A 22828-nucleotide genomic window follows, 5' to 3' on the forward strand; every position below is an offset into this window, starting at 1 on the left:
CGTGCACTCCCTAACCGAGGTCGACTTCTGAGTTGTCGCCGATCATCACGCGCGCGGCGGTGACCGCACCCGGCGCTCGACGCACGACCGCATTGACGCCGAGCAGCGAGTCGGCCAGCCGCGATCCGATGTTCTCGACGCGCGAGCCTGCGAGCAAGATCGAGTGCTCGAGTTCGCTGCCGATGACCTTGCAGCCGTCGCCCACCGAGCTGTAGGGCCCGATGTAGGCATCGCGGATCTCGCAGCCCGCCCCGATGATCGCCGGGCCGCGAACGACCGAGTTCTCGATGACGGTGTCTGCGCCGACGCCCACCCGCCCGTGCAAGACAGCCTCGGCTCCGAGCTCGGACAGCTGAACGGGCTCGAGCGTGTCGAGCATGATGCGGTTGGCTTCGAGCATGTCCTCGAGGCGACCCGTGTCCTTCCACCAGCCGTCGATGACGTGCGGGCGAACCGTACGGCCGTTGTCGATAAGCCACTGGATCGCGTCGGTGATCTCGAGTTCACCGCGAGCTGAGGGCTCAATCGCGTTGACGGCCTCGAAGATGCGACGGTCGAACAGGTAGACGCCCACGAGGGCCAGATCGCTCGGCGGGTCGACCGGCTTTTCGATGAGTCGCACGACCTCACCGTCCGAGCCAAGCTCCGCGACGCCGAACTGGTTGGCGTTGGGGACGTGTGCGAGCAGGATCTGCGCGTCGCAGTCGGTTGCCCGAAAGTGCTCGACGAACTGGGAGATGCCGTTTGCGATCAGGTTGTCGCCGAGATACATCACGAACGGTTCGCCGGCCATGTACTCCTCGGCGATCTTGACCGCATGCGCGAGCCCCAGCGGAGCCTCCTGCGGAAGATACGTGATTGAGACGCCCCACGCCGAACCATCACCGAGCGCTGCGCGGACCTCATCGGCGGTGTCACCCACGATGACGCCGACCTCGGTAATTCCGGCTGCGGCAACCGCCTCGAGCGCATAGAAGAGAATCGGCTTGTTCGCGACAGGAACGAGTTGCTTGGCGCGTGTGAAGGTGATGGGGCGAAGACGCGTGCCTTTGCCGCCTGCGAGTATGAGCGCCTTCATGCGAGGCCCTTCGGGTTCGTGGAGACTGCCACGTGTCAGAGTACCGTTAACCCGAGCGCGCGACCAACGCGGCGAGGCGCGATGGCGCGGTGTGCGAGCGCGTCTACGGCCGAGTCAGGCCGTACGCCCGCTCCCACCTGTCGATGACAGTGTCGATCGTGCGCGTCTTGGCGTAGGCCTGCGCCGCAGCGCCGATGGACCGCCGCAGTTCGACATCCTCGATGAGCCGCGTCACGTGCTTGAGCCAGTCCTTGGGACTCGAAGCCAAGAACCCGTTCTCCCCGTGCTTGACCGTGCGCAGGTAGGGCTCGAGCTTCGAGGCCACCGACGGAATACCTATGCGCGAGTACTCGACGAACTTAAGGTCGCTCTTCGCGCGGTTGAACAGGTTGTCCGCCAACGGGATGAGACCGATGTCGAACTGCTCGAGCAGCTTGGGATAGCCATTGATGTCAGTCGGCTCGATGAACCGGATGCGCTCGTGCTCGTCGAGGTCGGTGAAGTCCGGCTTGCCTACGATCGCAACCTCGACGTGCGGGTAGTGGTCGAGCAGCTGCAGGAGCACCTCGTTGACGACACGCAGGTCGCCGAGATGGCTGTAGCTGCCCGCCCAACCGATTGTGATGGCATCCTCGCGCTGGGCCTTGGGCTCGGGATAGTCCCACCCGGTCGTGGGGAGCATGTTGGGAAGCACGCGGACGTTGGGGTTCATCGTGCGCAGCTTTTCGGCGAGCGCATGGGTGGGCGTCGTCACGAGCTGCGCGGCCGCTACGCACTCGCGTGCGATGCGCTTGGCCTCCGCCTTCCCCCAGTGGAGGTGTCCCGGGTTGGTCGGCACCAGGTTCCACAGGTCGTCGTCGATCTCGACGACGGTGAGCTTGCCTAGGTCGTTGGAGGCCCGAATCATCTCGATGTGCGCGGGCATCGACAGTTGCTGGAAGACGACCACGTCGGCGGCTTCCACGTCCTCGGGGCGCAGCTCTCGATCGAGCACCACCTTGTAGCCGAGCGACTTGAGCGCGACGCCGGGCACGTAGCAGCGATACCAACCACACGCCCAGTAGTCGTTGACGAGGTAGAAGACGCGCGACCGCGTCTCGTCTCCCGCCATCATGTCCGCTTCGTCGGTCACGCCTGCTCCGAATCCTCGTGCGCTATGCGGGTGAGTCCGTACGCGCGTTCCCAGCGGTCGATCGCCGAGTCGATCGTGCGTGTGCGCGCATAGGCTTGCGCAGCCGCCCCGATAGCCCGTCGCAACTCGACGTCTTCCACCAATCGTGTGAGGTGCTTCAGCCAATCCTTCGCACTGCTCGCAAGGAACCCGTTCTCGCCGTGCTTGACCGTCTTCTCGTACGGCTCGAGCTTCGCGGCGATCGACGGGATGCCCAGCATCGAGTACTCGACGAACTTCAGGTCGCTCTTGCCGCGATTGAACGTGGTGTCTGCGAGGGGGATGAGCCCGATGTCGAACTGCTCGAGCAGGGTCGGGTAGCTCTCGATGTCGGTGGCCCCAATGTGACGAAGTCGAGGGTGCTGGTGGATGTCGATGAGCTCCGGCCCGCCCGCAACGACCATGTCGACGTGCTCATAGCGGTCAAGGATCTGATGGATGACGCTGTCCACGACGCGAAAGTCGCCGGCGTGACTGACGCTACCCGCCCAGCCCAGCGTCACCTTGTCCTCGCGCTGCGCCTTGGGCTTTGGGAAGTCCCATCCCGTCGGTGGCAGCATGTTGGGCAGTACGCGCACGTTCGGGTTGATCTTGCGCAGTTTGTCGGCCAGGTAGTGGGTGGGAGTGGTGACGAGCTGCGCTTCCTCCACGCACTGGTGCGCGAAGCGACGGACATCGGGCCTGCTCCAGTACTCGTACCCGGGATTGCTGGCCACGAGATTCCACACGTCGTCATCGAGCTCGACTACCGAGAGTTTCCCGGCAGCGTTGGCCGCACGAATCGCCGAGAGCTGTGGCGAGCGCGATGGCTGCTGCGTCACGACGACGTCACTGACTTCGATCTCGTGCGCCGTGATCTGATGCCCGACGATCACCGAGTAGCCGAGTCGTTCGAGCGCAGCACCCGGAACCTGGCACCGGTACCAGCCACACGCCCAGTAGTCGTTCACCGCGAAGAAGACGCTTTGCCGTATCGGCCGATCCGCGTCGGTCACGACCGATCCTCACCCGTCCGCTTGATCCGCTCTGCGAAGGTGGCGCCCCACGCCTGCGCAGCCTCGATGTCCTCGGCGGTGGGCCGGTACTTCACGGTGAAGTCGGGCTCGGGCAGCTCGAATCCGATGGCCTCAAGCTGACCCGCCATCTGCTTCGTAGCCCCGCTCGACCAGCCGAAGCTGCCGAAGACGCCGGCGAGCTTGTCTTTGGGCTTGAGACCCGCGATGTACTGGATGAACGCCGCGGTCCGATAGTGCATCTGGTGATGCAGCGTCGGACTGCCGAGAAGCAACGCGCGCGCATCGACGAGGTTGGTGGTGACGCGAGCCAGGGGCGTCTCGGCGAAATCGTAGAGGCGCACATCGACTCCTGCCCGCGCGGCGCCGTCGGCGATCTCGCGCGCGATCACGTCGGTGGAGCCCCACATCGTGCAGTACGCGACGATGATCTTGGCTTCGGTATCTCCGGAGGTGAGGCGGTCGTAGGCGTCGATCGCGGTGGGGACCGAGTTGTGTCGCCAGATGACGCCGTGTGACGGCGCGATGACATCGAGCGCCCAGTCGTTCTCAGCCAGCTTGGCGACCGCCTTGGCTACCTGCGGCGCGAGCGGCTGCAAGATGTTGGCGTAGTAGTCCTGCAACTCCTGGACGGCGAAGTGCAGACCGACCTCATCGGCGAAGCGGGCCGAGGAAGCGATGTGCTGACCGAACGCGTCGTTGGGGATGAGCGTCTTGGACTCGGCGACGTACGTGAACATCGAGTCCGGCCAGTGCACCATCGGCATGGGGAGGAACTGCAGCGTCTTGCCACCGAGGTCGATGACGTCGTCGGCACCGACCGCGTCGACGACAGCAGCGGTCTCGGCGCCGTGGTAGCCGGCGATGCCTCGCACGCCGCCTGCGCTCGCAACGACCTTCGCCTGGGGAATCGCGGCCATGACGGCGCGCAGACCAGAGTTGTGGTCGGGCTCGACGTGGTTGACGACGATGTAGTCGATCTTGTCGAGCGGCACGACGTGCGCGACACGCTCGAGGAGTTCGGGCACGAAGGGCGTCTTGACGGTGTCGACGAGCGCGACCTTATCGGCGCCGCAGACCACGTAGGCGTTGTAGGTGGTGCCGCGCGGCGTCTCGTAGCCGTGGAAGTCACGCAGGTTCCAGTCGATCGCGCCAACCCAATGGATACCGTCGGAAACGGGGATGGATTTCATTTGTGCTACCTCCGAATGGTGCGAAGTGGTGACGCACAGGATAGCGCGTCAGGGCCTGCGGCTGCGAGGTCTGCGGTGCGGCGACGCCTGAATCCCGCGCTATGATGTCGCGAGACAGCGGCGTGGCAACCGATGCTGCGTACCGGACGTTGGAGGAACTCGTGGCACCGATTCGTGTGCTCTACCTAGGAATGTACTGGGACTACGGCGACCGCGCACGCGGTACGAGCTTCGAAGAGAACTCGTTTCACGCCGGCCTCAAGGCACACCCCAACGTCGAGGTAACGCACTTCGACTACGTCGAACTGAACCGAACCCTCGGCCGAGAGGCCATGAACGCGGCGCTCCTTGAGACGGTGGAGAACGGCACATTCGACTGCCTGTTCTACGTCCCGTTCACCGGTGAGGTCGAGACCGATGTACTCGCCAAGATCAGTGCGCGCGACGACATCGTCACCATCGCGTGGGGCTGCGACGACCACTGGCGGTTCGAGAACTTCAGCTGCCTGCTCGCCCCGAGCGTCAACTGGTGGGTCACCACCGCCCGCTCGGCGGTTCCCAAGTTCAAGAAGATGGGCTACGACAACGTCATCAAGAGCCAGTGGGCGGTAGAGCCGACGGTCTACTACCCCGTGGACGTGCCGCTCGACATTCCCGTGTCGTTCATCGGGCAGCCACACGGCTCGAGGGTCGAAGTCATGCGATGGCTCTACGACCGCGGCATCGAGGTGGCGCTGTGGGGCTTCGGCTGGAACGGCGTCTCGAGCCGCGTCACGCACGAGCAGATGCTCGAGGTGTTCTCGCGCTCTGCCGTGTCGCTCAATCTCTCGAACGCCTCGATGATGGGCGAGCAGCAGATCAAGGGTCGCGTCTTCGAGGTGCCCGGATGCCGGGGACTGCTCTTGACCGACGGGGCGGACGACATGCGGCGCTACTACGAGATCGGCAAGGAGATCGTGGTCTACAAGAGCCTCGAGGACCTCGCCAAGAAGATCCGCTTCTACAGCACACACACCGACGAGCGCAACGAGATCGCGACCGCGGGCTACGAACGCACGATGGCCGAGCACACGTGGAAGCACAGATTCGACGAGATCTTCGCGGCCGCTGGGCTGGGATAGAAAGAGGCGGCGCACTTGAGTTCACGGCGCGCGGACGAGCCTTCGCGACGCTAGTACTCGATGAACGTCCCGTCGACCGCGACATTCCCACAGACGCCGAGCGGGACGACCGAACCGATCCGGGCCTCCTCGATACCCGGTATCAGGACGTCCTCGATCGAGGCGCCGGCCAAAGCCCTCTCCAGAGCGTGCTGCAGGCGATGGGCGTAGAAGTCGGCCATCGCCGCCGGAATCGAGTACAGCACGGTTGTGTATCCGTTGCCGCTCGCATACGCGCCGATACGATCGGTAGGGAACCGGTCGAGTTCGAAAGAGTCGGTGAGCCGATACCGTCCGCTCAACTTGAACAGCCGTGTGAATGGCAGGTCCCCGATATCGGCGAGGGTCCGCAAGAGGACGTCTACCTCCGAGGCACCCTTGTAGTTGCCGTCTCGCAGCGCTGCCGCGCTCTCGTCTGAGGCGTATTCGAGCAGGCGATCCGCCGCCTCAGCGAGCGCTGAGCGCTCGACGTCGGCCAGCTCGGAGTTCTCGGCGACGACCACATGCGCTCCGGGCGCCCGCTCGCGAACACTGGCTACTGACTCCAGGGTCTGGGTAAGTCGCTCTTCGGCCGTATAGACACTACGCGTTGGCGAGTACAGGAAGCCCGTCGCTGCGGTATGGACCGTCGACACGACGATGAAGAGATCTCTTGAGGCGATCACGCGTCCCCGCCCCTCCCGATTTCCAGAAACGCCCTTGCTTGTTTCTCGAGTCCGAGGTTCTCGACGACATAGGCTCTCGGGGCGAACTCGCCCGCATCGAGCCGCGCGAGAAACGGCGTCATGCTCTCTCGGAGCTCGTCAGCCGAGAACACGCGCTCGCCGCATCGCTCATCGAAGTACGGCACCGCCGTCGCCGGCATCGACGGGCGCTTCTTGGACCAGCCGACCTCCTCGGCGGTCGATCGCACATCCCACACGAGGGCCGGCACGCCGCTGCTCAGCGCCTCTTGCAGCGCAAGTCCCTGGCTCTCGTGGGCGCCCAACCAGACGCATGCGCGCGCTGATGCGAGCGCACGGCGGTACGAGTCCTCATCGTAGTGCCCGTACTCCAGCACCACGCGACTCAGCCCCAGGTCCTCAAGGATATCGATGCACTCCAAGAGAAGCTCGGGCTCCCGATGCTTGAAGTACACGAGAACGTCGACGCTCTTGGATTCCTCACTCGTGTCGCAGAAGGCCTCAGTGTCAACGCCGACCGGCCACACGACGACCTTGTCGGAGGGCAGCGTTTCACGCCAGGCCGAGGCGACCCACTCCGAGGGTTGCACGTACGCGCCGTAGCGTGCGGCAGCGACGACCCCCGAGGCGTCGTCGTCCGGCACGACGAAGAGGTTGGGGCCGAGCACGAATGACTCGTCGACGAATTCGGCCACTGTCCACAGCTCAAACGGCGCGTTGAGGATGTAGGTCCGGTCGTGACCTTGGTCGTACGCGCCGTTAATGATGAAGTCCTCGAACCCGATGAGCTCGAACCCACGGAGCAGATTGCCGATTACCTTGCCCGGCCCACGGGTGGCGGGCTGATCGATGACGAGATTGATCACCGCTGGCGCCGGTCGCGCGTGCGTCGCTCCCGCTCCTCAAGCGCCACGTAGGCGGCATGATGCTTGGCCTTGATCCGCTCCTTGAGCCGCTCGCGGGACTCGTCGTGAAGGTCGACGAGCGAGGCGCCATGGCGACGATAGGCGAACAGCGGCTCGGGAACGATGATGCCGCCGAGTCCGGACTCCCCCATCGATATCCAGAAGTCCCAGTCCTCGTAGCCGCCGATCGAGTCATCGTAGCCACCGGCCGCTTCCCAAGCGGAGCGACGGAAAAGGCTCGTGGTGTTGACGTAGTTCTCACGCAGCAGGTTGTCGAAGTCGTAGGGCTGGCTGGCGATGAGTAGCTCCTGCAGACCGAAGTAGACCATCCAGGTGTACGCAAAGCCCGCCGACGGGTTCTCGTCGAGCGCTGCGACCGTGAACGAGAGGAAGTCCGGGTGGATCAGGTCATCGGCGTCGAGTGTGACCGCGAACTCGCTCTCGACCGCCGCTATCCCGGCATTGCGGGCCGCACAGACGCCGGCGTTCGCCTGGTCGATCACGCGCACACGCGGATCCTCTGCGAAAGAACGGATCACTTCCAGCGAGTCATCGGTCGAACCGTCATCGACCACAGTGACGACGAAGTCCTCGAACGACTGATCAAGCGCACTCTGGATCGCATCGGATACGAACTCACCGTAGTTGTGACACGTGATGACGATGTTCACCCGGGGCGTAGCGGTATCGTCCGCCATGCTCCTCACGCTCCTTCGCTTGTAGTCGACGCGCGTAGTTGAGCGCGCCAGTTATCGAGTAGCGCCTGTTCATCAGGCAAGACGACAGACATCGAAAGGATATCCTCAGCGGCCTGGAGCAGTTCCTCGCGGGACAGTTCGCGTCGCTTCTCTGCGACCACAAGGATGTTGTTCCAATGGTTGTAGTCGGGTCGGGAGATCCGGATGACCTCAAAACCGAGTCGGTCGAACACAAGCCGGAACTTGCCCTCCCACCAACCATCGAGATGACGCGCCCAGTCGGCCTCATTGCTCCCGTAAAGATGCCGGGCGAACTTCAGGCGATCGGTTTCGGAGTCCGTGCCGAGGAAGCGCCTCGATGCTGACTCGAAGTCCGGCGTCTCGATCACGAACGACCCCGAAGGCGACAACCAGAGCGTCCACTCGATGAGAAGACGGAGAGCCTCGATCTTGTCGAAGTGCTCGAGCACGTGGTGGTTGCGCACTTCCGTAACGGTTCCCGGCTCATAGTCCAGCGTGCGAAAGTCGCACTCGATGTCGGGCTGACGAGTTCTCTCCTGCACCGTGTGCTCGGCCGGAAAGTCGACGTTCACGTACCCATCGAGGTAGTTCGAACCACACCCGAGGTGCAGCCGGATCGGCGTATCGTCGGCCACGACGCTCACTTCCCTTTCCTTCGCGAGACACGCTCGTACAGCGCCTCGTACTGATCGACGATGCGCTCCCACGTGTAGTGCTCCAGCCACGCAGACCGCCCTGCCGAGCCCAGCGCGGCTCGCTCACCGGCCGCATCGAACAGCCGGCCCAGCTGCGCCGCGAACTCCTGGGGCGCCGCCACAACCCCGCCGGGCAGGTCGGTCACGTTGCCAACGTCAGTCGACAGCCACGGCGTTCCCGACGCCATCGCCTCGAGGATCACGAGCGGGAAGCACTCGACCTGCGAGGTGAGGGCGAAAAGGTCGGCCTCGTGGTACGCCGCGACGACGAGCGCACGCGGCACATCGGCGGCGACGATGATCCGGCCGCCGGATTCGTTGGCTGAGGCACGACACTGCTCCAGACATCCCCCGGCGACGGCGTTGCCGATGATCGCCAGCGTGACGTCGTCGCGGCCGATCGACTGAAACGCCTTGATGAGCGCTGCGTGGCCCTTCTCGCTGTAATGGTTCGCCACGCACAGCGCGAGCAGCGGTGTCTGCACGCCGTACGCGTCTCGGAATCCAGCAGACGGTGTCGAGAACTCCTCCTCGGCCGCCGCGTTGGGGATCACGACGCTGTTATCGAGCTCATAAAGCCGCGCGTAGCGGGCATCCCGGTAGTCTTCGGAGAGATGGATCTGCGCGTCGTAGAGGCGAAGAACGTGGTGCAGGTTCGCAAAGTACTCAGCGAACTGCGGCCACATGAGACCCGAGTAGCCGCACGGCACGAACACCTTGCCGCACTTCAGGCGGTCGAGAAGGTGAAACGCCAGGTCGCTTGACCAGATCTGCGCGGCGTAGTTCATCATCACGTCGAACTTGTCCCGCGCGAGAAACTGCACGTAGCGGTCGGCGTCACCGTAGATGCCGGTCGAAGCGTTGCCAGCAACCTCGAACTGCTCGATCCTGACTCCGTTGAGCTCCTTGAAGTTGCGCGCCGGATTGAGATTCGTCGCCACTGTGACGTCATGACCGCGCTTGGCGAGGCGCTCCGAGAGCTGCTTGACGACCTCTTCGCTGCCCCCGAGGTCCGGGTAGTACATCTGGACCGTGTGCAGAATCTTCACCCGAGACCCCCCGACCGCGAACGGCTTCTACTTCATCATCCCGATATCGCGGTAGAGCCGACGGTGCTTGGTGGTGATGTACTCGAAGATGTCCCAGTGCTGCTCGACCGCATCGTCAACCATCGAGCGACCGTGCTTGCGGTAGTAGAAGAGCACCTCGGGAATCGTACGGACCTGCTTCTTCTTGGCGAGGATGCGGATCCAGAACTCCCAGTCTTCGTATCCGCTCTTCATGTTCTCGTCGAAGCCGCCGACCTTCTCCCACAGATCGCGGCGAAACATCGATGCGCAGCAGATCGCGTTGCGCGGAAGAATGTCGTAGACCGTTTTGACCTCGGGCAACGCGTAGGCCTGATTGTCGTCGCCGAAGTTCTGCTGGTATGCCCGCACGATGCCGACGCCGGTCGTGAAAAGCGGTACGGCCTTCTCGCAGTACGTGGAATCGATCATGTCATCGGCATCGAGCGGCAGGATGTACTGCCCGCTCGCCGCCCGGATTCCCGCGTTGCGCGCCGCCGAGAGACCCGCGTTCTCCTGTTCGACGAGCACGACTTGGGGGTAACGGCGCGCGACCTCGGACGTGTCGTCAGGCGATCCGTCGTTGACGACGACAACCTCGACGTCGTGGTAGGTCTGGTTCAGCGCACTCTCGATTGCGTCAGGCAGGTAGTTCGCCTGGTTGTAGCACGGAATGACGACGGAGACCCGACCGGGCTGAACTGTAGTCGTCACGTCGGTCTCAGGTGTTCCGCTTGACGAAAAAGTCAGCCATCGCGCCAAGCATGTCGCGCGCCTTGGTGCGCGGCAGCCCGTCTTCAAGCGCGGCCTTCGCGTCAAGAACCAAAGCGTTGGCGTAGGAGTTCGCGAACTCGATAGAGCCCGCCGCCTGCATGATCGCGACCGCCTCATCGAGCAGCGTCGTGTCGGTTGCGTGCGACGCCAGAATCTCAAGCAGCCGCCCGCGCTGGGCCGAGTGCTGCAGCGCGTGGACCGCGATGAGCGTGCGCTTGCCCTCGGTGATGTCGCTGCGGAAGTCCTTCTTGGTTGCCTCGCGCGTACCTACCAGATTGAGCATGTCGTCCTGAATCTGGAACGCGAGCCCGGTAGCCATGCCGAATCCGCGCAGCACCGCGATCTGCTCCTCGCTCCCACCCCCGATAATGGCGCCCACGGCGAGCGGAACCGCTCCGGAGTAGAACGCGGTCTTGTGGTTCGCCATGAGCAGGTAGTCATCCGTGGTCAGGTCGAATCGGCCGTCACGCGCCCATCCGATATCGAGTGCCTGACCTTCGATCGTCCGCGTGGTCATGTCGACGAGTTCCTTGAGCACGCGCAGCTTCGTGGCGTCGTCGAGGTCCGGATCGTCGACGACCGTCCCCGTGACCAGCGACAATGCGAGGTCGCCGGCGTTGATGGCCAGGCCCTCGCCCTCGGTGATGTGCATGCACGGCTCGCCCCTGCGGGTCTGCGAGGCATCCTCGATGTCGTCGTGGATGAGCGCAGCGGTGTGGAAGTGCTCAATCGCAGCGGCAGACGTCATCGCCTTGTCCGGGTCGCCGCCAACCGCCTCGCACGCAAGCAGGCAGATGAGCGGACGATGGCGCTTGCCGGCGTTCGCGCTGTACTCGGCAAGAGGGCCGTAGAGGTAGCGCTTCATGTCCGGATGGGTACCGTCGACGAAAAAGGTCGCGAGGTACTTCTCCATCTTCTTGGAGTTGCGCTGAAGGTAGATCTCGAAGCCGATCATGGGACTCCAGACGATGGCGCCTGCGAGGGTTTTGCTCTCGCGCCACGCGATACTTCCCACGCGCGCCGAGGTTCGCGCATAATCCTATCAGAGGTCGCTGCCAATACGGCCTCTGAGGGAGAGTTAGGCACGGGGAACGGGTACAGAAGTGATAACCGGCAGCCGCAGGATGCGGCGAAATTTCGAAGGGGTGGAGACATGAGCAGCAATGCAGCAGACGGAGCAGCCGCCGCGATGTTCGGGGCGTTCTTCTTCGTGTACGTGATCGTTGTCATAGCAGTGGCCGTCGCTGTCATCGGCGGCATGTGGAAGGTGTTCGTCAAGGCCGGGCAGCCCGGCTGGGCCGCCATCATCCCGATCTACAACGTTTATGTGTGGACGCAGATCGTCGGTCGTCCCGCATGGTGGGTCGCTCTTCCGTTCGCCTCGATCATCCCGGTCGTCGGGTGGATCATCGCCCTGGGCTCCGAGATCATCCTGATGAACGATCTCTCGAAGTCGTACGGTAAGGACACCGGCTTCACCATCGGCCTTGTGCTCCTGCCCGTCGTGTTCGTCCCGATGCTGGGCTTCGGATCCGCTTCCTACATCGGCCCGATGGCGTCAGGCTTCGGTCTGCCCGCCGGTGGCGCCGCTGGTGGCTACCAGCCGCCGGCAGGTGGCGGCTACGCGCCTCCGACCCCGCCCGCGCCTCCTGCGTACACGCCGCCCGCACCGCCTGCGGCGCCCGCATACACGCCTCCGGCAGCTCCCGCCTACACGCCGCCCGCGCCCCCGGCGCCTCCGGCAGCTCCCGTGGTCGAGGCTCCTGCCGCACCGCCCGCGCCTACCTACGAGCCTCCCGCGCCTCCGGCGCCCCCGGCCGAGTAGCGCACTCCCTACCGTACACACCGAACGCCGTCGCAGAGATGCGGCGGCGTTCGTGCGTTGTGTGATGGCGCGCAGGCGTCGGCCTCGCTCAGCCGTCCTCTCGGAAGCCCTTCTCCAGGAAGACGCCTTCGGCGGTGAAGCGCCTGCGATACGTGAGCAGCAACGCGACGACACTCCCCAGGGCCGTCGCCGCCGCGACCATCAGCATGACCACGATCTGGTAGCCGGTCGCAGTCACCGGATCGGCCCCGGCGAGAATCTGTCCCGACATCATCCCGGGAATCGAAACGAGCCCAACCGCCGCCATCGCGTTGATGGTGGGGATCAGGCCCGCACGCAAGGCAAGTCGAATCGCCGAGTGAGCCGCCTCCCACGGAGTCGCGCCGAGTGCCGTGAGCGCGAGAATCTCATCACTGCGAGCATCGAGATCCGCGAACAGGCGCTCGATCGACAGCGCGATGCCGGTCATCGAATTGCCGATGACCATACCGGCGAGCGGGATGACGTACTGGGGCAGGTACCACGGCTCGACCTGCAGGATCACGCCGGTGACCGTGAATGTGACGATGAACGTCGTCAGCGCCATCGAGAGAAACGCGCTGCCGAAGATTCCGGACGGCGCATCGGGACTTCGCTCTACAAGGATGCGCGCCGCCATGAGAACCATGACGAGCAGCAGCCCGATGACGAGCCAGGGCGACTCGATGCCGAACACCCAGCGCAGCACGAAGCCGAGTGCGAGCAGTTGGACGTAGGTGCGTACGGTCGCGATCGCGAGGTCCTTTGTGATGCCGAGCGAAAGTCGGACCGACACCACGCCCACGAACACCACGAACAGCGTCGCGAGAGCGAGTTGCCACGGACCGATCACCGTCACACCACCGACCGCGTCTGTCACGCGCCATCACCGGCCTCAAGCGACAGCGTGCCGCCTGACAGCCGCAGCCTGCGATTCGCGAGCCCGTCCGCGCGGTGGTGGCGCACCCGTACGACCGCACCGCCGCGCTCGACGAACGCGCGCGTGAGCGCTGTGACAGCCTCGGTCGATGCATCGTCGAGCGCGGCGTCGGGCTCGTCGAGCAGCAGCACCCGCGGGCTCGTCAGCGCCACGCGGGCGAGCGCGACGCGGGCGGCCTGGCCGACCGAGAGGCGTGAGGAGTCCCGATCGAGCGCGATGTCGGCCAGACCGACCGCGTCGAGCGCTTCGCGCAGGCCCGCGTTCGCGGGCCGCTCGCCCGCGTGGCGCGCACGCAGCGTCCACGGAAGCAGCAGGTTGCTTGCGACGTCGCCGTAGAGCAGAGCCGGAACCTGCGGCACGAGCGCAACCTGAAGCCGCCAGGCTGCGGGCGTCATCTGATCGGCGCGCACGCCATCGAGCGACAGCTCACCGGTGGCGCCGGGCAGCAGCCGTGCGAGCGCGCGAAGAAGCGTTGACTTACCGCACCCCGAGGGACCAACGACATCTACGAGTTCACCGGCCGCAACCGACAGTGACGCCCCATCGAGCACGCGCGCACGACCCGACTCCGTCGGCATCGACGCCACAAGTCCTCGTGCGTCGAACAAGGTGATCACCTGTCTGACAGCTACTTCTTCGGTGTGATGACGTACTCGATACGAACGGGCTTCTTCGGCAGCTGACTCACGGTGATGATGCCGTCAGCACTGTCGGACGATGCGGAGAGAATGGTCGCCTGCTGCTCAGGCGTGCCGACGTCCATGGCCTCGACCGTCCAGCCTGCCCGCTTCAACCCCTCGCCGACGCCGGCAAGCACGTCGGCGTACGGGTCGGTGGTCGTCAGCGTCGCCGAGTACGACTTCCCCTGCGGCGTCTTGGTCGTCTTGCCCGCGGCCACCTTGGCCCCCGGCCACATCGGCAGCGTGTCCGGGAAGCCCGGCTTCAGGGTCCCGTCGATCGGCGCACCGACGGCGGCCACCGTCGCCTCGACGGTCACCTGAGTCGGCTCCGGTGCCAGCTTCTCGTCGATGGACTGCTTCACAGAGCAACCTGACACCACGACCGCGCCTGCCAGCAGCGCTACCAACACCATCGACTTGAGGCGAAGCATGCAGTTCCTTTGTCCGAGTCCAACTGAATCACGGGTCCCCAAGGGGAATCCCTGCGGGCGCCGCCGGTCGGCAGCGCTCCGGTATCACGCATATGGCGGAAGCGTGTGCGAATCGAACACACCCGGGACGCTCTTCACGCCCCACGCTGGTTTTGAAGACCAGGGGCCCCACCAGGAACCATCCGCCTCCATCGGGGCATTCTCCCGACGCCTGCTGGTGGTGTCAAACGCGGCACGAGAAGCGGGCGAAACATGTGATGGGGATAAGAACATTCTCACGCTGCTCTCATGAAACGGTCACCTGCGGGGCCGATGCTTCAGTGAGGACACCACCCCCCTCACTATCGGAGGACGCGCCATGGCGCAGATCAACAGCTGGATGAAGTCGAACCGTTTGACTGCGGGCATCCTTGTGACCGTCGTCTCGGTCGTCGTTCTCGGCGCGGCCTTCCTCGGAATCGCGAAAGCCACCGACAAGCCGGCGTTCTGTGGGAGCGCCTGCCATGAGATGGGCCCGTACCACGAGGCGTGGGCCGAGGGTCCACACAGCGGCATCTCGTGCGTGGACTGTCACGTCGACGAAAGCCAGACCGCACGCCTCACCCACAAGTTCGAGGCGATGAAGGAAGTGTCGGCGCATCTGACTGGCGACACTCTGTTCCCGCGGTTGAATCCGGCGGAGGTTCCGGACACCAGGTGCCTGCGTTGCCACGAGACCATCGACCCCAAGATCGCCGGATTCGATCACGCGAAGCATTCGGCGGGCAAGCCGTGCGTCCAGTGCCACGCCACCGCCGGGCATGACGTCACGGTCACCGAGCTCGAGCAGGCCGGCATCCTCAACGCTGCGGCCGTTCAGAAGATGGCCTCCGCCGAGACGACCAAGGCCGTCGTCGACGGTGGCGCAGCGGACCTCGCGGGTCACAAGACAGTCACCTGCTCGCGGTGCCACACCATGTCCAAGACCGCGTGCTCGTCGTGTCACACCCCTGAGCACAAGCCCCGCGGCGAGTGCACCACCTGTCACACGACGGGCGAGCAGTTCGTGTTCGTCCACCCGACGAGTGGCGTCGAGTGCGCTGATTGCCACAAGCGCCCCATGGGTCACACCGAGGACACCGCCTGCACGAAGTGCCACCCCGCAGTCGGTCAGAAGTGGGCGTTCACCCACACGGCGGGCCGCAACTGCGCCGACTGTCACGATCGCCCCGCGAAGCACCGCGACGGCGCGTGCACCGGTTGCCACAAACACGCCGGTGTCGACTGGAAGTTCTCGCACCCGACCGCTGGCTCGACCTGCTCGTCGTGCCACACCAGGCCTGCGAGCCACAAGTCCGGCTCGTGCAACCAGTGCCATCGCAAGGCGGGTGTCAGCTGGGCGTTCTCGCACCCTGGCTCGGGATCCACGTGCACCTCGTGTCATAGCCGGCCCGGCGGTCACAAGAGCGGGCAGTGTTCGAGCTGCCACAAGCGGACCGGCGCGAACTGGGCGTACTCACACCCCGGCTCGGGCGCGAGCTGCTCGGGCTGCCACAAGCGTCCCGGCGGGCATAAGGCCGGGCAGTGCGTGAAGTGCCACAAGCGAGTCGGCCGCAGCTGGGCGTTCTCGCACCCGGGCTCCGGCTCGAGCTGCTCGGGCTGCCACAAGCGTCCGGGAGGTCACGAGAGCGGGCAGTGCGTGCAGTGTCATAAGCGAGTCGGCCGCAGCTGGGCGTTCTCGCACCCGGGCACGGGCTCGAGCTGTTCGAGCTGCCACAACCGCCCGAGCGGACACTCAAGCGGGCAGTGCTCCAGCTGCCACAAGAGCCCGGGTCGCAGCTGGGCGTTCTCGCATCCTCGCATCCCGGGTGGCGAGCACTCCTCGCGCAGCTTCGCGTGCAAGAACTGCCACCCGAGCGGCTATGGATCGCACTCGTGTCTGAAGTGCCACGACTCGAACAACCCGGACGACTAGCGACCAACTCGCCGGCAGGTGAGACAATGCCTACGGCGATCAGATGAAATCAGGCGATACATGAAGCGCACTCTGAACCTCGCAGTACTGGCCACCGTCGTTCTCGGCACGGCGACAGTGGCGTTCGGCGTGGCCGGAACACATCGGGGCCCCAGTGCGGCCGAGGTGCCGATAGTTGTCACCGATCGCCCTGTCGAGTCCGCAACGGCAACATCCACGATGGCAGCGACATCCGCGGCGACCGGCACGACCACCCCGCCCAAGACGGTCGCTGCGTCCACGCCCCGCAAGAAGAGCGCCGGTGGCTCGAGCGGCTCCGGCGCGCGCTCATCAGGCGGAGCGTCGGGTGGAGACTCAGGTGGGGCGACCACCAAGAAGCCGCACTCCTCGAAAGACGACGGGGATGATGATGACGATGATGATTTTGAGGTCGTGAAGCCACCGGTTCACGAGAGTGATGACTCCGATCACTCCTCCGATGATGGACACGACAGCGACAGCGACTCGGGCGGGAGCAACTAGGGTGCGAATACTCGTGGTTGAAGATGAGGACAGCATCGCTTCATTCGTCGTGAAGGGCCTGACGGCCGAGGGGCACGCGGTCTCCCGCGCCGCGACCGTCGCCGAGGCGATCACGCTCGGCACGACGTATGAGTTCGACCTGATCCTGCTGGACCTGATCCTTCCGGACGGTCGGGGCGAAGAGGTCCTCAAGGCCCTCCGGGTATCGAGTCCGAACGTGCCGGTGATCGTCGTCAGCGCGCTCGGCGACGTCGATGACAAGGTCGACCTGCTCGACGCCGGAGCCGATGACTACCTGGTGAAGCCCTTCGCATTCGCCGAACTCGCTGCACGCGTACGCGCTGCCGCCCGTCAGGGGGTCGCGACCGGTCGCGTGCTCGAAGTCGGCGACATCGTGCTCGACACGAAGACGAGAGTCGTCACGCGCGGCGAGGATATTCGCGCGGATCTACCAAGCCGCGAGTTCGCGCTTCTGGAGTACCTCATGCGCCACGAGGACCAGATACTCTCGCGCCAGCAACTGCTCGATGCCGTGTGGGGTATCTCGTTCGACGCCAGCAGCAACGTGGTGGATGTGTACGTAAGCTACCTGCGACGTAAGCTCGATCGCGATGGCAATCCATCGGTCATCGAGACCGTTCGGGGTGCCGGATACCGTGTCCGCGCCTAGGCGCCGCCTCTCAGCAAGTGCTCGAGTCGCGGTGACCATGTCGCTGGCTACGTCCTTCGCCATCGTCACCCTGTGCCTGATCGCGTACGGCATCACGTACCGAAACCTCAACGCTGAAGTCGACCGTGCCCTCGTTCGCGAGGCGTCCGCCTACTCGGCGGCGGTGAGAAGCGCTCCTGCAACCGAGGCGCTCGTGACGGCGACGCGCGAGTACCTGTCCGGGCGCTCGGGCGGTCAGGCCAATCTCAGCCCGATCCTCATGGTCAATCTCGTGGGAGGTCCGACGCTCTCCAACTCGGAGATTCGGCTCGACACAGCCAGCGGGAACGCGGCGTTTCGTGCCAACGCGCCGGGGACTGTCTTCGGCTCGGTCCAAGTCGTTGACGAGCACTACCGAACGCTCACAGTGCCGGTACTCGCCTCCAACGGAAAGCGCCTCGGCACATTCCAGGCCGCACTCGCCGATGACAACGCGCGTATCGTCGCCGGCGGTGTCGCAGGGGCACTCGGTGCGGCGGGTGTGGTCGTCATCATCCTCGGCTCCGTCCTGTCGATCTGGGCGGCCCGCGGCTCACTGCAGCCGCTCTCTCGAATGGCCGCCGATGCGTCGTCTATCTCGCTCGCCTCCCCCGGCAAGCGCATCGCGTACAACGGCCCGGAGGACGAGCTTGGGGTCTTGGCGCGCGCCCTCAACGCTATGCTCGAACGACTCGAGCATGCGTACGCCGAGCAGCGCCGGTTCGTCGCGGACGCCAGCCACGAACTCAGGACCCCTGTGGCGATCATGCGTGGCAACATCGAGTTGCTGCGCTCCGGCCACTTGAGCGCCCCCGAGTCCCACGAGGCTCTGGAGATGATCGACAGCGAGTCCAAGCGCATGGCTCGGCTGCTTGACGAGTTGCTGTCGTTGGCGCGCCTCGAGGGCGCTGCCCACACATTCCAGCCCTTGGAGGTGCGCACGATCCTGGAGGAGGGGGCGGCTCGGCTGCGCTCTTTGGGCGACCGCCGTGTGACGATCGAGGCCCCGTCGGACCTCTGGGTCTTGGGAGATCCCGACTTGCTCGATCAAGCGCTGCTCAACATCCTGAAGAACGCATTCGCCCATACAACCGACGGCGGCATGATCGCGCTGGCTGCGGAGTGGGATACCAACCGGGTCAGCTTCGTCGTCACCGATGACGGCGCGGGAATCCCCGCCGACGAGCTCGACCGCATCTTCGATCGCTTCTATCGCACACAAGGTCCTCGCCCGAGCGACTCGGGCGGCGCAGGACTCGGGCTCGCGATCGCCGATCGCCTGGTCGACCTGCATGGCGGCACAATCAGCGCGGAAAACTCGCCTACCGGCGGCGCACGCTTCACGATCACACTGCCGAGGATCGCACCACCGTCATAGCGCGGGTACTACCCCTCGCGCAGCACCCGCAGGTCTCCCTCGCGTCGCGTGAAGCCCTGCGAGTCGAAGTACTCGAGCAGCGGGATCGCGTACTTGCGGCTGACCCCGAGGGCCTCCCTCAGCTCCGCCGCCGTCGCGCCCGCGGGGAGTTCGGCGATGCGCGCAGCGATGGCGGCGCGTGCGCCCTGTATCGCGCCCTCCGAGAAGTGCAGCTCGCTGTTCACGCGTATCACGCGCCCGTCATTGACGAGCTTTCCGAGCACCTTGCGGGTCACGCCGAGATCCGCTCCGGTGCCGCTTGCCAGCTCGGCAACCGCGACAGGAGCGAGCGCCTGCGTCGCGAGGAGTTCAAGAAGCGCACGCTCTGCATCCGCCTCGGCGGCAAGCGCACTCACTGCTGCCTTGGGGTGGCGAACGAGCCCGGCATCGGTCGCAGCGACTCCGCGCTCGGCCGCCAAGCCGAGCACGGCATCGAACACCTTCGGCTCAACGCGCTTGTCGACGGTGTCTCGCAGGGCGTTGGCCGCAAGCCCCGTCGCCGTGGGGTTTGCGTCATGAAACGCGAGCAGTTCTCGTTCGACAGCCGAGATGAGCGCATCCAGCGCCTCCTCGGTCACGAAGTACGTGTCGGCTCCGACCTTGAGCCGAGCGAGTTTGGCGCGATTCAGCTCATCGGCGACGACCGCCCGCGTCACACCGAGCGCGGCCGCGACCTGCGCCGAGGTCATCGGCACCGCACGCGAAGTGAGCAGGCCTGTTGCCGCGCTCGATAGGTCGTGGGCCACCAGCGCCTCGAGCAGCTCACGCTCGTGGGGCCGAAGCTGGGTCCGGCGTGGCGGCAACGCGTCGAGCACCACGCCACCGCCGATCGTGTACACCGGCGAGTAGCTGCGGACGATGAAGCGATCGTCATAGCGGGGCGCCAGCGGGTCCTCAAGACGGATCTGCGCCAGGCCGCTCTCGCCGGGGTGCAGCCGCTCGGATTCCATGAGCAGCACCCTGCCGAGCACCTCGCGGGTCCCGTGGTTCACGTGGACGCGCGCACCGGACACGAACGGCTTATCGTCCCCGGGGGTGCCGAGGTAGGTGAAGCGCGCGTCGAAGCGGTCGGTAACGGTAAGGCTGTCCGGCGCCGCGATGACATCGCCCCGAGCGATATCGGCACGCTCCACGCCGGCGACGTTGATGGCGACCCGCTGACCCGCTCGCGCCGTCTCCACCGCTGCGCCGTGCACCTGGACGCTTCTGACTCTGGCGCGAGCGCCCTGCGGGTAGATCTCGACCGGGTCGTCCTTTCGCGCGGAGCCCGACCACATCGTCCCGGTGACGACGGTGCCTGCACCGGCGATCGTGAACACGCGATCCACAGGAAGTCGCATCGGCAGCTCGGCATGGCGCGAGGTCGCCTGCGAAGCGACGACATCGAGCGTCTCGAGCAGCTCCGGCAGTCCGGTGCCCGCACGAGCACTCACGGCGACGATTGGCGCGCCCTCGAGTCCGGTCCCGCGAACAAGCCCCTCGACGTCAGAGCGCACGATCTCGAGCCACTCTTCATCGGCAAGATCCGCCTTGGTGATTGCGACGACACCCGTGTCGATGCCGAGCAGTTCGATGATTGCAAGATGCTCACGCGTCTGCGGCATGACACCGTCGTCAGCTGCCACGACCAGCATGACCACGTCGATTCCCGTGGCCCCGGCAACCATCTGTCGCACGAACTTCTCGTGGCCGGGTACGTCGACGACGCCCATGCTGCGACCGCTGGGCAGCAGCAGCTGCGCAAACCCAAGCTCGATGGTGACTCCCCGCTCCTTCTCTTCGGGCAGCCGGTCCGGGTCAGTACCGGTCAGCGCTTTGACCAGCGCGGACTTGCCATGGTCGATGTGACCGGCGGTCCCCAGAACGAGCGATGTTTCAGACGCCACGGGCGAGTCTCCTAGCCAAGACGGATGATCGCAGTCTAGCGTCGGTCATCCCGGCGCCAACGGCAAGGTGCCTGCACGACGACGTGCTCGTCGCGCTGTGGGGACGCGACAATGTCACGAGCTGCGGCTATCCTCGTGCTGTGGCTCATGGGGGGCGCGGCTTGGGTGGCACGTGTTGCTCCCCGGTTCATCGAAGGGGGTACCTCATATGGCGGGTTCAGTAGATCCCAAAGGGCGTCGCAGGCGCTCGTCTGATGCCAAAGGCAGCGCGGCGGACCGGAAGCCGCCCAAGATCGACGATCTGCTTTCGTTCGTCGTCGAAGCGCAAGCGAGTGACCTGCACATCTCGCCGGGCGTTCCCCCGACCGCTCGCATCGACGGCGAACTCGTCGTCATGCCCGACGCGCGTATCCTCACACCCGATATGACCGCCACGCTCGTCACGGGGATGATGAACGACGAGCAGCGCGAAGCGTTCGAGCGAGACCTGGAAATCGACTTCTCGTTCGGCCGACGCGGCCTTGGCCGCTATCGTGTCAGTGCGTTTCACGAGCGAGGAAACGCCTCTGCGGCGCTGCGGCGCATCCCCTACGAGCCACCGCATCTCGAAGACCTGGGGCTACCCCAGGCGGTGGGCTCTTTCGCTGGGCTCAAGCAGGGTCTCGTCCTCGTGACGGGCCCATCCGGCAGCGGTAAGACGACCACGCTCATGGCGATCATCGACAAGATCAACACCGAACACACCGCCCACATCATCACGATCGAGGATCCGATCGAGTTCGTGCACGAGCACAAGCGCTCGATCGTGCAGCAGCGTGAGGTCGGTGTGGATACGCACGCGTTCGCTCCCGCACTGCGTGCAGCGTTGCGCGAGGACCCCGACGTGCTGCTCATCGGGGAGATGCGCGACCCCGAGACCATCAGCGCAACGGTCAGCGCGGCCGAGACCGGCCACCTCGTGTTCGCGACACTGCACACCAATAGCGCCGCTCAGTCGATCGACCGGATCATCGATGCGTTTCCACCGCACCAGCAACAACAGATCCGGCTGCAGCTCGCGTCCTCGCTTCATGCAGTGGTTGCGCAGAGGCTCGTGCCGCTCATTGAAGGCGGCAGGGTGTGCGTGGCCGAAGTGCTTATCGCCAACGGCGCCGTGCGCAACCTCGTCCGCGAGGGCAAGACCCACCAACTCGAGACGGTCATGCAGTCGGGACTACGCGACGGCATGACGATCTTCGATGCGCGCCTGGCCGAGCTCGTGCGTCAGCGTCGGGTCAGCCGCGAGGTCGCACGGATGCACTGCATGGACAGCAAGTCGTTCGACTCGAGACTTGCCACCAGCGTGGGGTACTAGGCCGAAGCCGTTCCTGGGCCTACAAGAATCTCGGCCAGCCGGGTGACGACGATGTCCTCCTCGGCAGCCGCTACCAGCGTTCGCGGATCGATCAACAGCCGGTCGCCCTTGACGCGCGCTACGATCGCCGGCTGGGCGCCGCAGCGCAGGAGCGTCTCGAGCTTGGTGACGGCCATGGTGCGTGGCGCGATGACGACGACCGCACTCGCGATGTCGGCAAGCGGCAGCGAGCCGCCGCCGGCGCGTGCGATGTCGTCGGCGGTCGTGACTTCGGCGGCCTCTCCCACGCCATCGCGAACCCGGGCCGCGAGGGCCTCGGCGCGCGAGCGGATCTCGGCCTGCGGCGTTGTGAGCATTCGCAGCGTCGGAATCTCGCGCAGGGCCCGCTCTTCATCGAGACACACGCGAAGCGTCGCCTCGAGGGCGGCAAGGGTCATCTTGTCCAAGCGCAACACCCGCGCCATGGGATGCTTCTTCAGCCGGGCAACGACGTCGGCCCTGCCCACGAGCAGCCCGGCCTGCGGTCCTCCGAGCAGTTTGTCGCCCGATGCTGTGACGACCGATGCACCCGCAGCGACTGAAGCGCCCACGGTGGGTTCGTCGTGGATGCCGAATCGCGAGAGGTCGAACAACACGCCCGAGCCCTGATCCTCCA

22 protein-coding genes, 1 tRNA gene and 1 pseudogene are annotated in these 22828 nt (G+C 65.3%); 7 read left to right on the forward strand and 17 right to left on the reverse strand.

Going from position 1 to position 22828, the window contains the following annotated elements; translation table 11 throughout:
- Positions 1-10: 10 nt before the first annotated feature.
- From HGB10_05630 to HGB10_05645, 4 genes are all read right to left on the reverse strand, one after another.
- Positions 11-1078 (reverse strand): glucose-1-phosphate thymidylyltransferase, encoded by a 1068-nt coding sequence (locus HGB10_05630; protein NTU71281.1) that lies wholly within the window; start codon positions 1076-1078, stop codon positions 11-13.
- Positions 1079-1181: 103 nt separating this feature from the next.
- Positions 1182-2210: a glycosyltransferase family 4 protein gene (locus HGB10_05635; protein NTU71282.1), complete on the reverse strand. Its 1029-nt coding sequence runs from the start codon at positions 2208-2210 to the stop codon at positions 1182-1184.
- A complete protein-coding gene (locus HGB10_05640) occupies positions 2207-3244 on the reverse strand; it encodes a glycosyltransferase family 4 protein (GenBank protein ID NTU71283.1) in 1038 nt (345 codons plus the stop codon). Before HGB10_05640 ends, HGB10_05635 begins: the two co-directional genes overlap by 4 nt.
- On the reverse strand, positions 3241-4455 hold the full coding sequence (locus HGB10_05645; protein NTU71284.1) for an FprA family A-type flavoprotein: 1215 nt from the start codon (positions 4453-4455) through the stop codon (positions 3241-3243). Before HGB10_05645 ends, HGB10_05640 begins: the two co-directional genes overlap by 4 nt.
- A gap of 161 nt (positions 4456-4616) precedes the next feature.
- Here HGB10_05645 and HGB10_05650 point away from each other — a divergent pair, with 161 nt between their 5' ends.
- On the forward strand, positions 4617-5576 hold the full coding sequence (locus HGB10_05650; protein NTU71285.1) for a glycosyltransferase: 960 nt from the start codon (positions 4617-4619) through the stop codon (positions 5574-5576).
- A 50-nt stretch (positions 5577-5626) separates the two neighbouring features.
- Here the strand turns inward: HGB10_05650 and HGB10_05655 are convergent, their stop codons facing one another.
- Genes HGB10_05655 through HGB10_05685 form a run of 7 tightly spaced genes read right to left on the reverse strand, consistent with a single transcriptional unit; the run spans position 5627 to position 11413 of the window.
- A complete protein-coding gene (locus HGB10_05655; protein ID NTU71286.1) occupies positions 5627-6280 on the reverse strand; it encodes a hypothetical protein in 654 nt (217 codons plus the stop codon).
- On the reverse strand, positions 6277-7164 hold the full coding sequence (locus tag HGB10_05660; GenBank protein NTU71287.1) for a glycosyltransferase: 888 nt from the start codon (positions 7162-7164) through the stop codon (positions 6277-6279). The genes HGB10_05655 and HGB10_05660 overlap by 4 nt, the downstream gene beginning before the upstream one ends.
- Positions 7161-7901, reverse strand: a complete 741-nt coding sequence (locus HGB10_05665; protein NTU71288.1) for a glycosyltransferase family 2 protein — start codon at positions 7899-7901, stop codon at positions 7161-7163. Before HGB10_05665 ends, HGB10_05660 begins: the two co-directional genes overlap by 4 nt.
- Before the next feature lie 5 nt (positions 7902-7906).
- Complete coding sequence (locus tag HGB10_05670) at positions 7907-8566, reverse strand: hypothetical protein (GenBank protein ID NTU71289.1); 660 nt, start codon at positions 8564-8566, stop codon at positions 7907-7909.
- Positions 8563-9666 carry a glycosyltransferase family 4 protein gene (locus tag HGB10_05675; GenBank protein ID NTU71290.1) on the reverse strand — a complete coding sequence of 368 codons (1104 nt, stop codon included), beginning with the start codon at positions 9664-9666 and terminating at the stop codon, positions 8563-8565. Before HGB10_05675 ends, HGB10_05670 begins: the two co-directional genes overlap by 4 nt.
- A gap of 27 nt (positions 9667-9693) precedes the next feature.
- On the reverse strand, positions 9694-10398 hold the full coding sequence (locus HGB10_05680; GenBank protein ID NTU71291.1) for a glycosyltransferase family 2 protein: 705 nt from the start codon (positions 10396-10398) through the stop codon (positions 9694-9696).
- Between the two features lie 7 nt (positions 10399-10405).
- On the reverse strand, positions 10406-11413 hold the full coding sequence (locus HGB10_05685; GenBank protein ID NTU71292.1) for a polyprenyl synthetase family protein: 1008 nt from the start codon (positions 11411-11413) through the stop codon (positions 10406-10408).
- A gap of 234 nt (positions 11414-11647) precedes the next feature.
- On the opposite strand from HGB10_05685, the pseudogene HGB10_05690 reads away from it, so the two are divergent.
- A pseudogene (locus HGB10_05690) lies at positions 11648-12019 on the forward strand (signal peptidase I).
- A 352-nt stretch (positions 12020-12371) separates the two neighbouring features.
- Here HGB10_05690 and fetB read toward each other — a convergent pair.
- From fetB to HGB10_05710, 4 genes are all read right to left on the reverse strand, one after another.
- Positions 12372-13181, reverse strand: a complete 810-nt coding sequence (gene fetB / locus HGB10_05695) for an iron export ABC transporter permease subunit FetB (GenBank protein ID NTU71293.1) — start codon at positions 13179-13181, stop codon at positions 12372-12374.
- Positions 13178-13849, reverse strand: coding sequence for an ATP-binding cassette domain-containing protein (locus tag HGB10_05700; protein NTU71294.1), 672 nt, complete (start codon positions 13847-13849; stop codon positions 13178-13180). The genes fetB and HGB10_05700 overlap by 4 nt, the downstream gene beginning before the upstream one ends.
- A 20-nt stretch (positions 13850-13869) precedes the next feature.
- Positions 13870-14352, reverse strand: a complete 483-nt coding sequence (locus tag HGB10_05705; GenBank protein ID NTU71295.1) for a hypothetical protein — start codon at positions 14350-14352, stop codon at positions 13870-13872.
- A 93-nt stretch (positions 14353-14445) separates the two neighbouring features.
- A tRNA-Sec gene (locus tag HGB10_05710) sits at positions 14446-14542 on the reverse strand.
- Between the two features lie 168 nt (positions 14543-14710).
- Here HGB10_05710 and HGB10_05715 point away from each other — a divergent pair.
- From HGB10_05715 to HGB10_05730, 4 genes are read left to right on the forward strand one after another with little or no spacing between them, the layout of a single operon-like run.
- A complete protein-coding gene (locus HGB10_05715; GenBank protein NTU71296.1) occupies positions 14711-16306 on the forward strand; it encodes a hypothetical protein in 1596 nt (531 codons plus the stop codon).
- A 60-nt stretch (positions 16307-16366) separates the two neighbouring features.
- Positions 16367-16828, forward strand: coding sequence for a hypothetical protein (locus tag HGB10_05720; protein ID NTU71297.1), 462 nt, complete (start codon positions 16367-16369; stop codon positions 16826-16828).
- 1 nt (position 16829) lies between these two features.
- The gene (locus HGB10_05725; GenBank protein ID NTU71298.1) at positions 16830-17498 is read left to right on the forward strand and encodes a response regulator transcription factor; all 669 of its coding nucleotides are present in this window, start codon (positions 16830-16832) and stop codon (positions 17496-17498) included.
- The gene (locus HGB10_05730; GenBank protein NTU71299.1) at positions 17485-18894 is read left to right on the forward strand and encodes a HAMP domain-containing histidine kinase; all 1410 of its coding nucleotides are present in this window, start codon (positions 17485-17487) and stop codon (positions 18892-18894) included. The genes HGB10_05725 and HGB10_05730 overlap by 14 nt, the downstream gene beginning before the upstream one ends.
- A gap of 8 nt (positions 18895-18902) precedes the next feature.
- Here HGB10_05730 and selB read toward each other — a convergent pair whose 3' ends face one another.
- Positions 18903-20819: a selenocysteine-specific translation elongation factor gene (gene selB / locus HGB10_05735; protein NTU71300.1), complete on the reverse strand. Its 1917-nt coding sequence runs from the start codon at positions 20817-20819 to the stop codon at positions 18903-18905.
- Between the two features lie 208 nt (positions 20820-21027).
- Between selB and HGB10_05740 the strand changes: the two genes are divergently transcribed.
- Positions 21028-22173: a type IV pilus twitching motility protein PilT gene (locus HGB10_05740; protein NTU71301.1), complete on the forward strand. Its 1146-nt coding sequence runs from the start codon at positions 21028-21030 to the stop codon at positions 22171-22173.
- Here the strand turns inward: HGB10_05740 and HGB10_05745 are convergent.
- A partial coding sequence (locus tag HGB10_05745) for an L-seryl-tRNA(Sec) selenium transferase (protein NTU71302.1) occupies positions 22170-22828 on the reverse strand: 659 nt, incomplete at its 5' end. The genes HGB10_05740 and HGB10_05745 overlap by 4 nt on opposite strands.

The organism is Coriobacteriia bacterium, assembly GCA_013334745.1.
Classification (GTDB): Bacteria; Actinomycetota; Coriobacteriia; order Anaerosomatales; family JAAXUF01; genus JAAXWY01.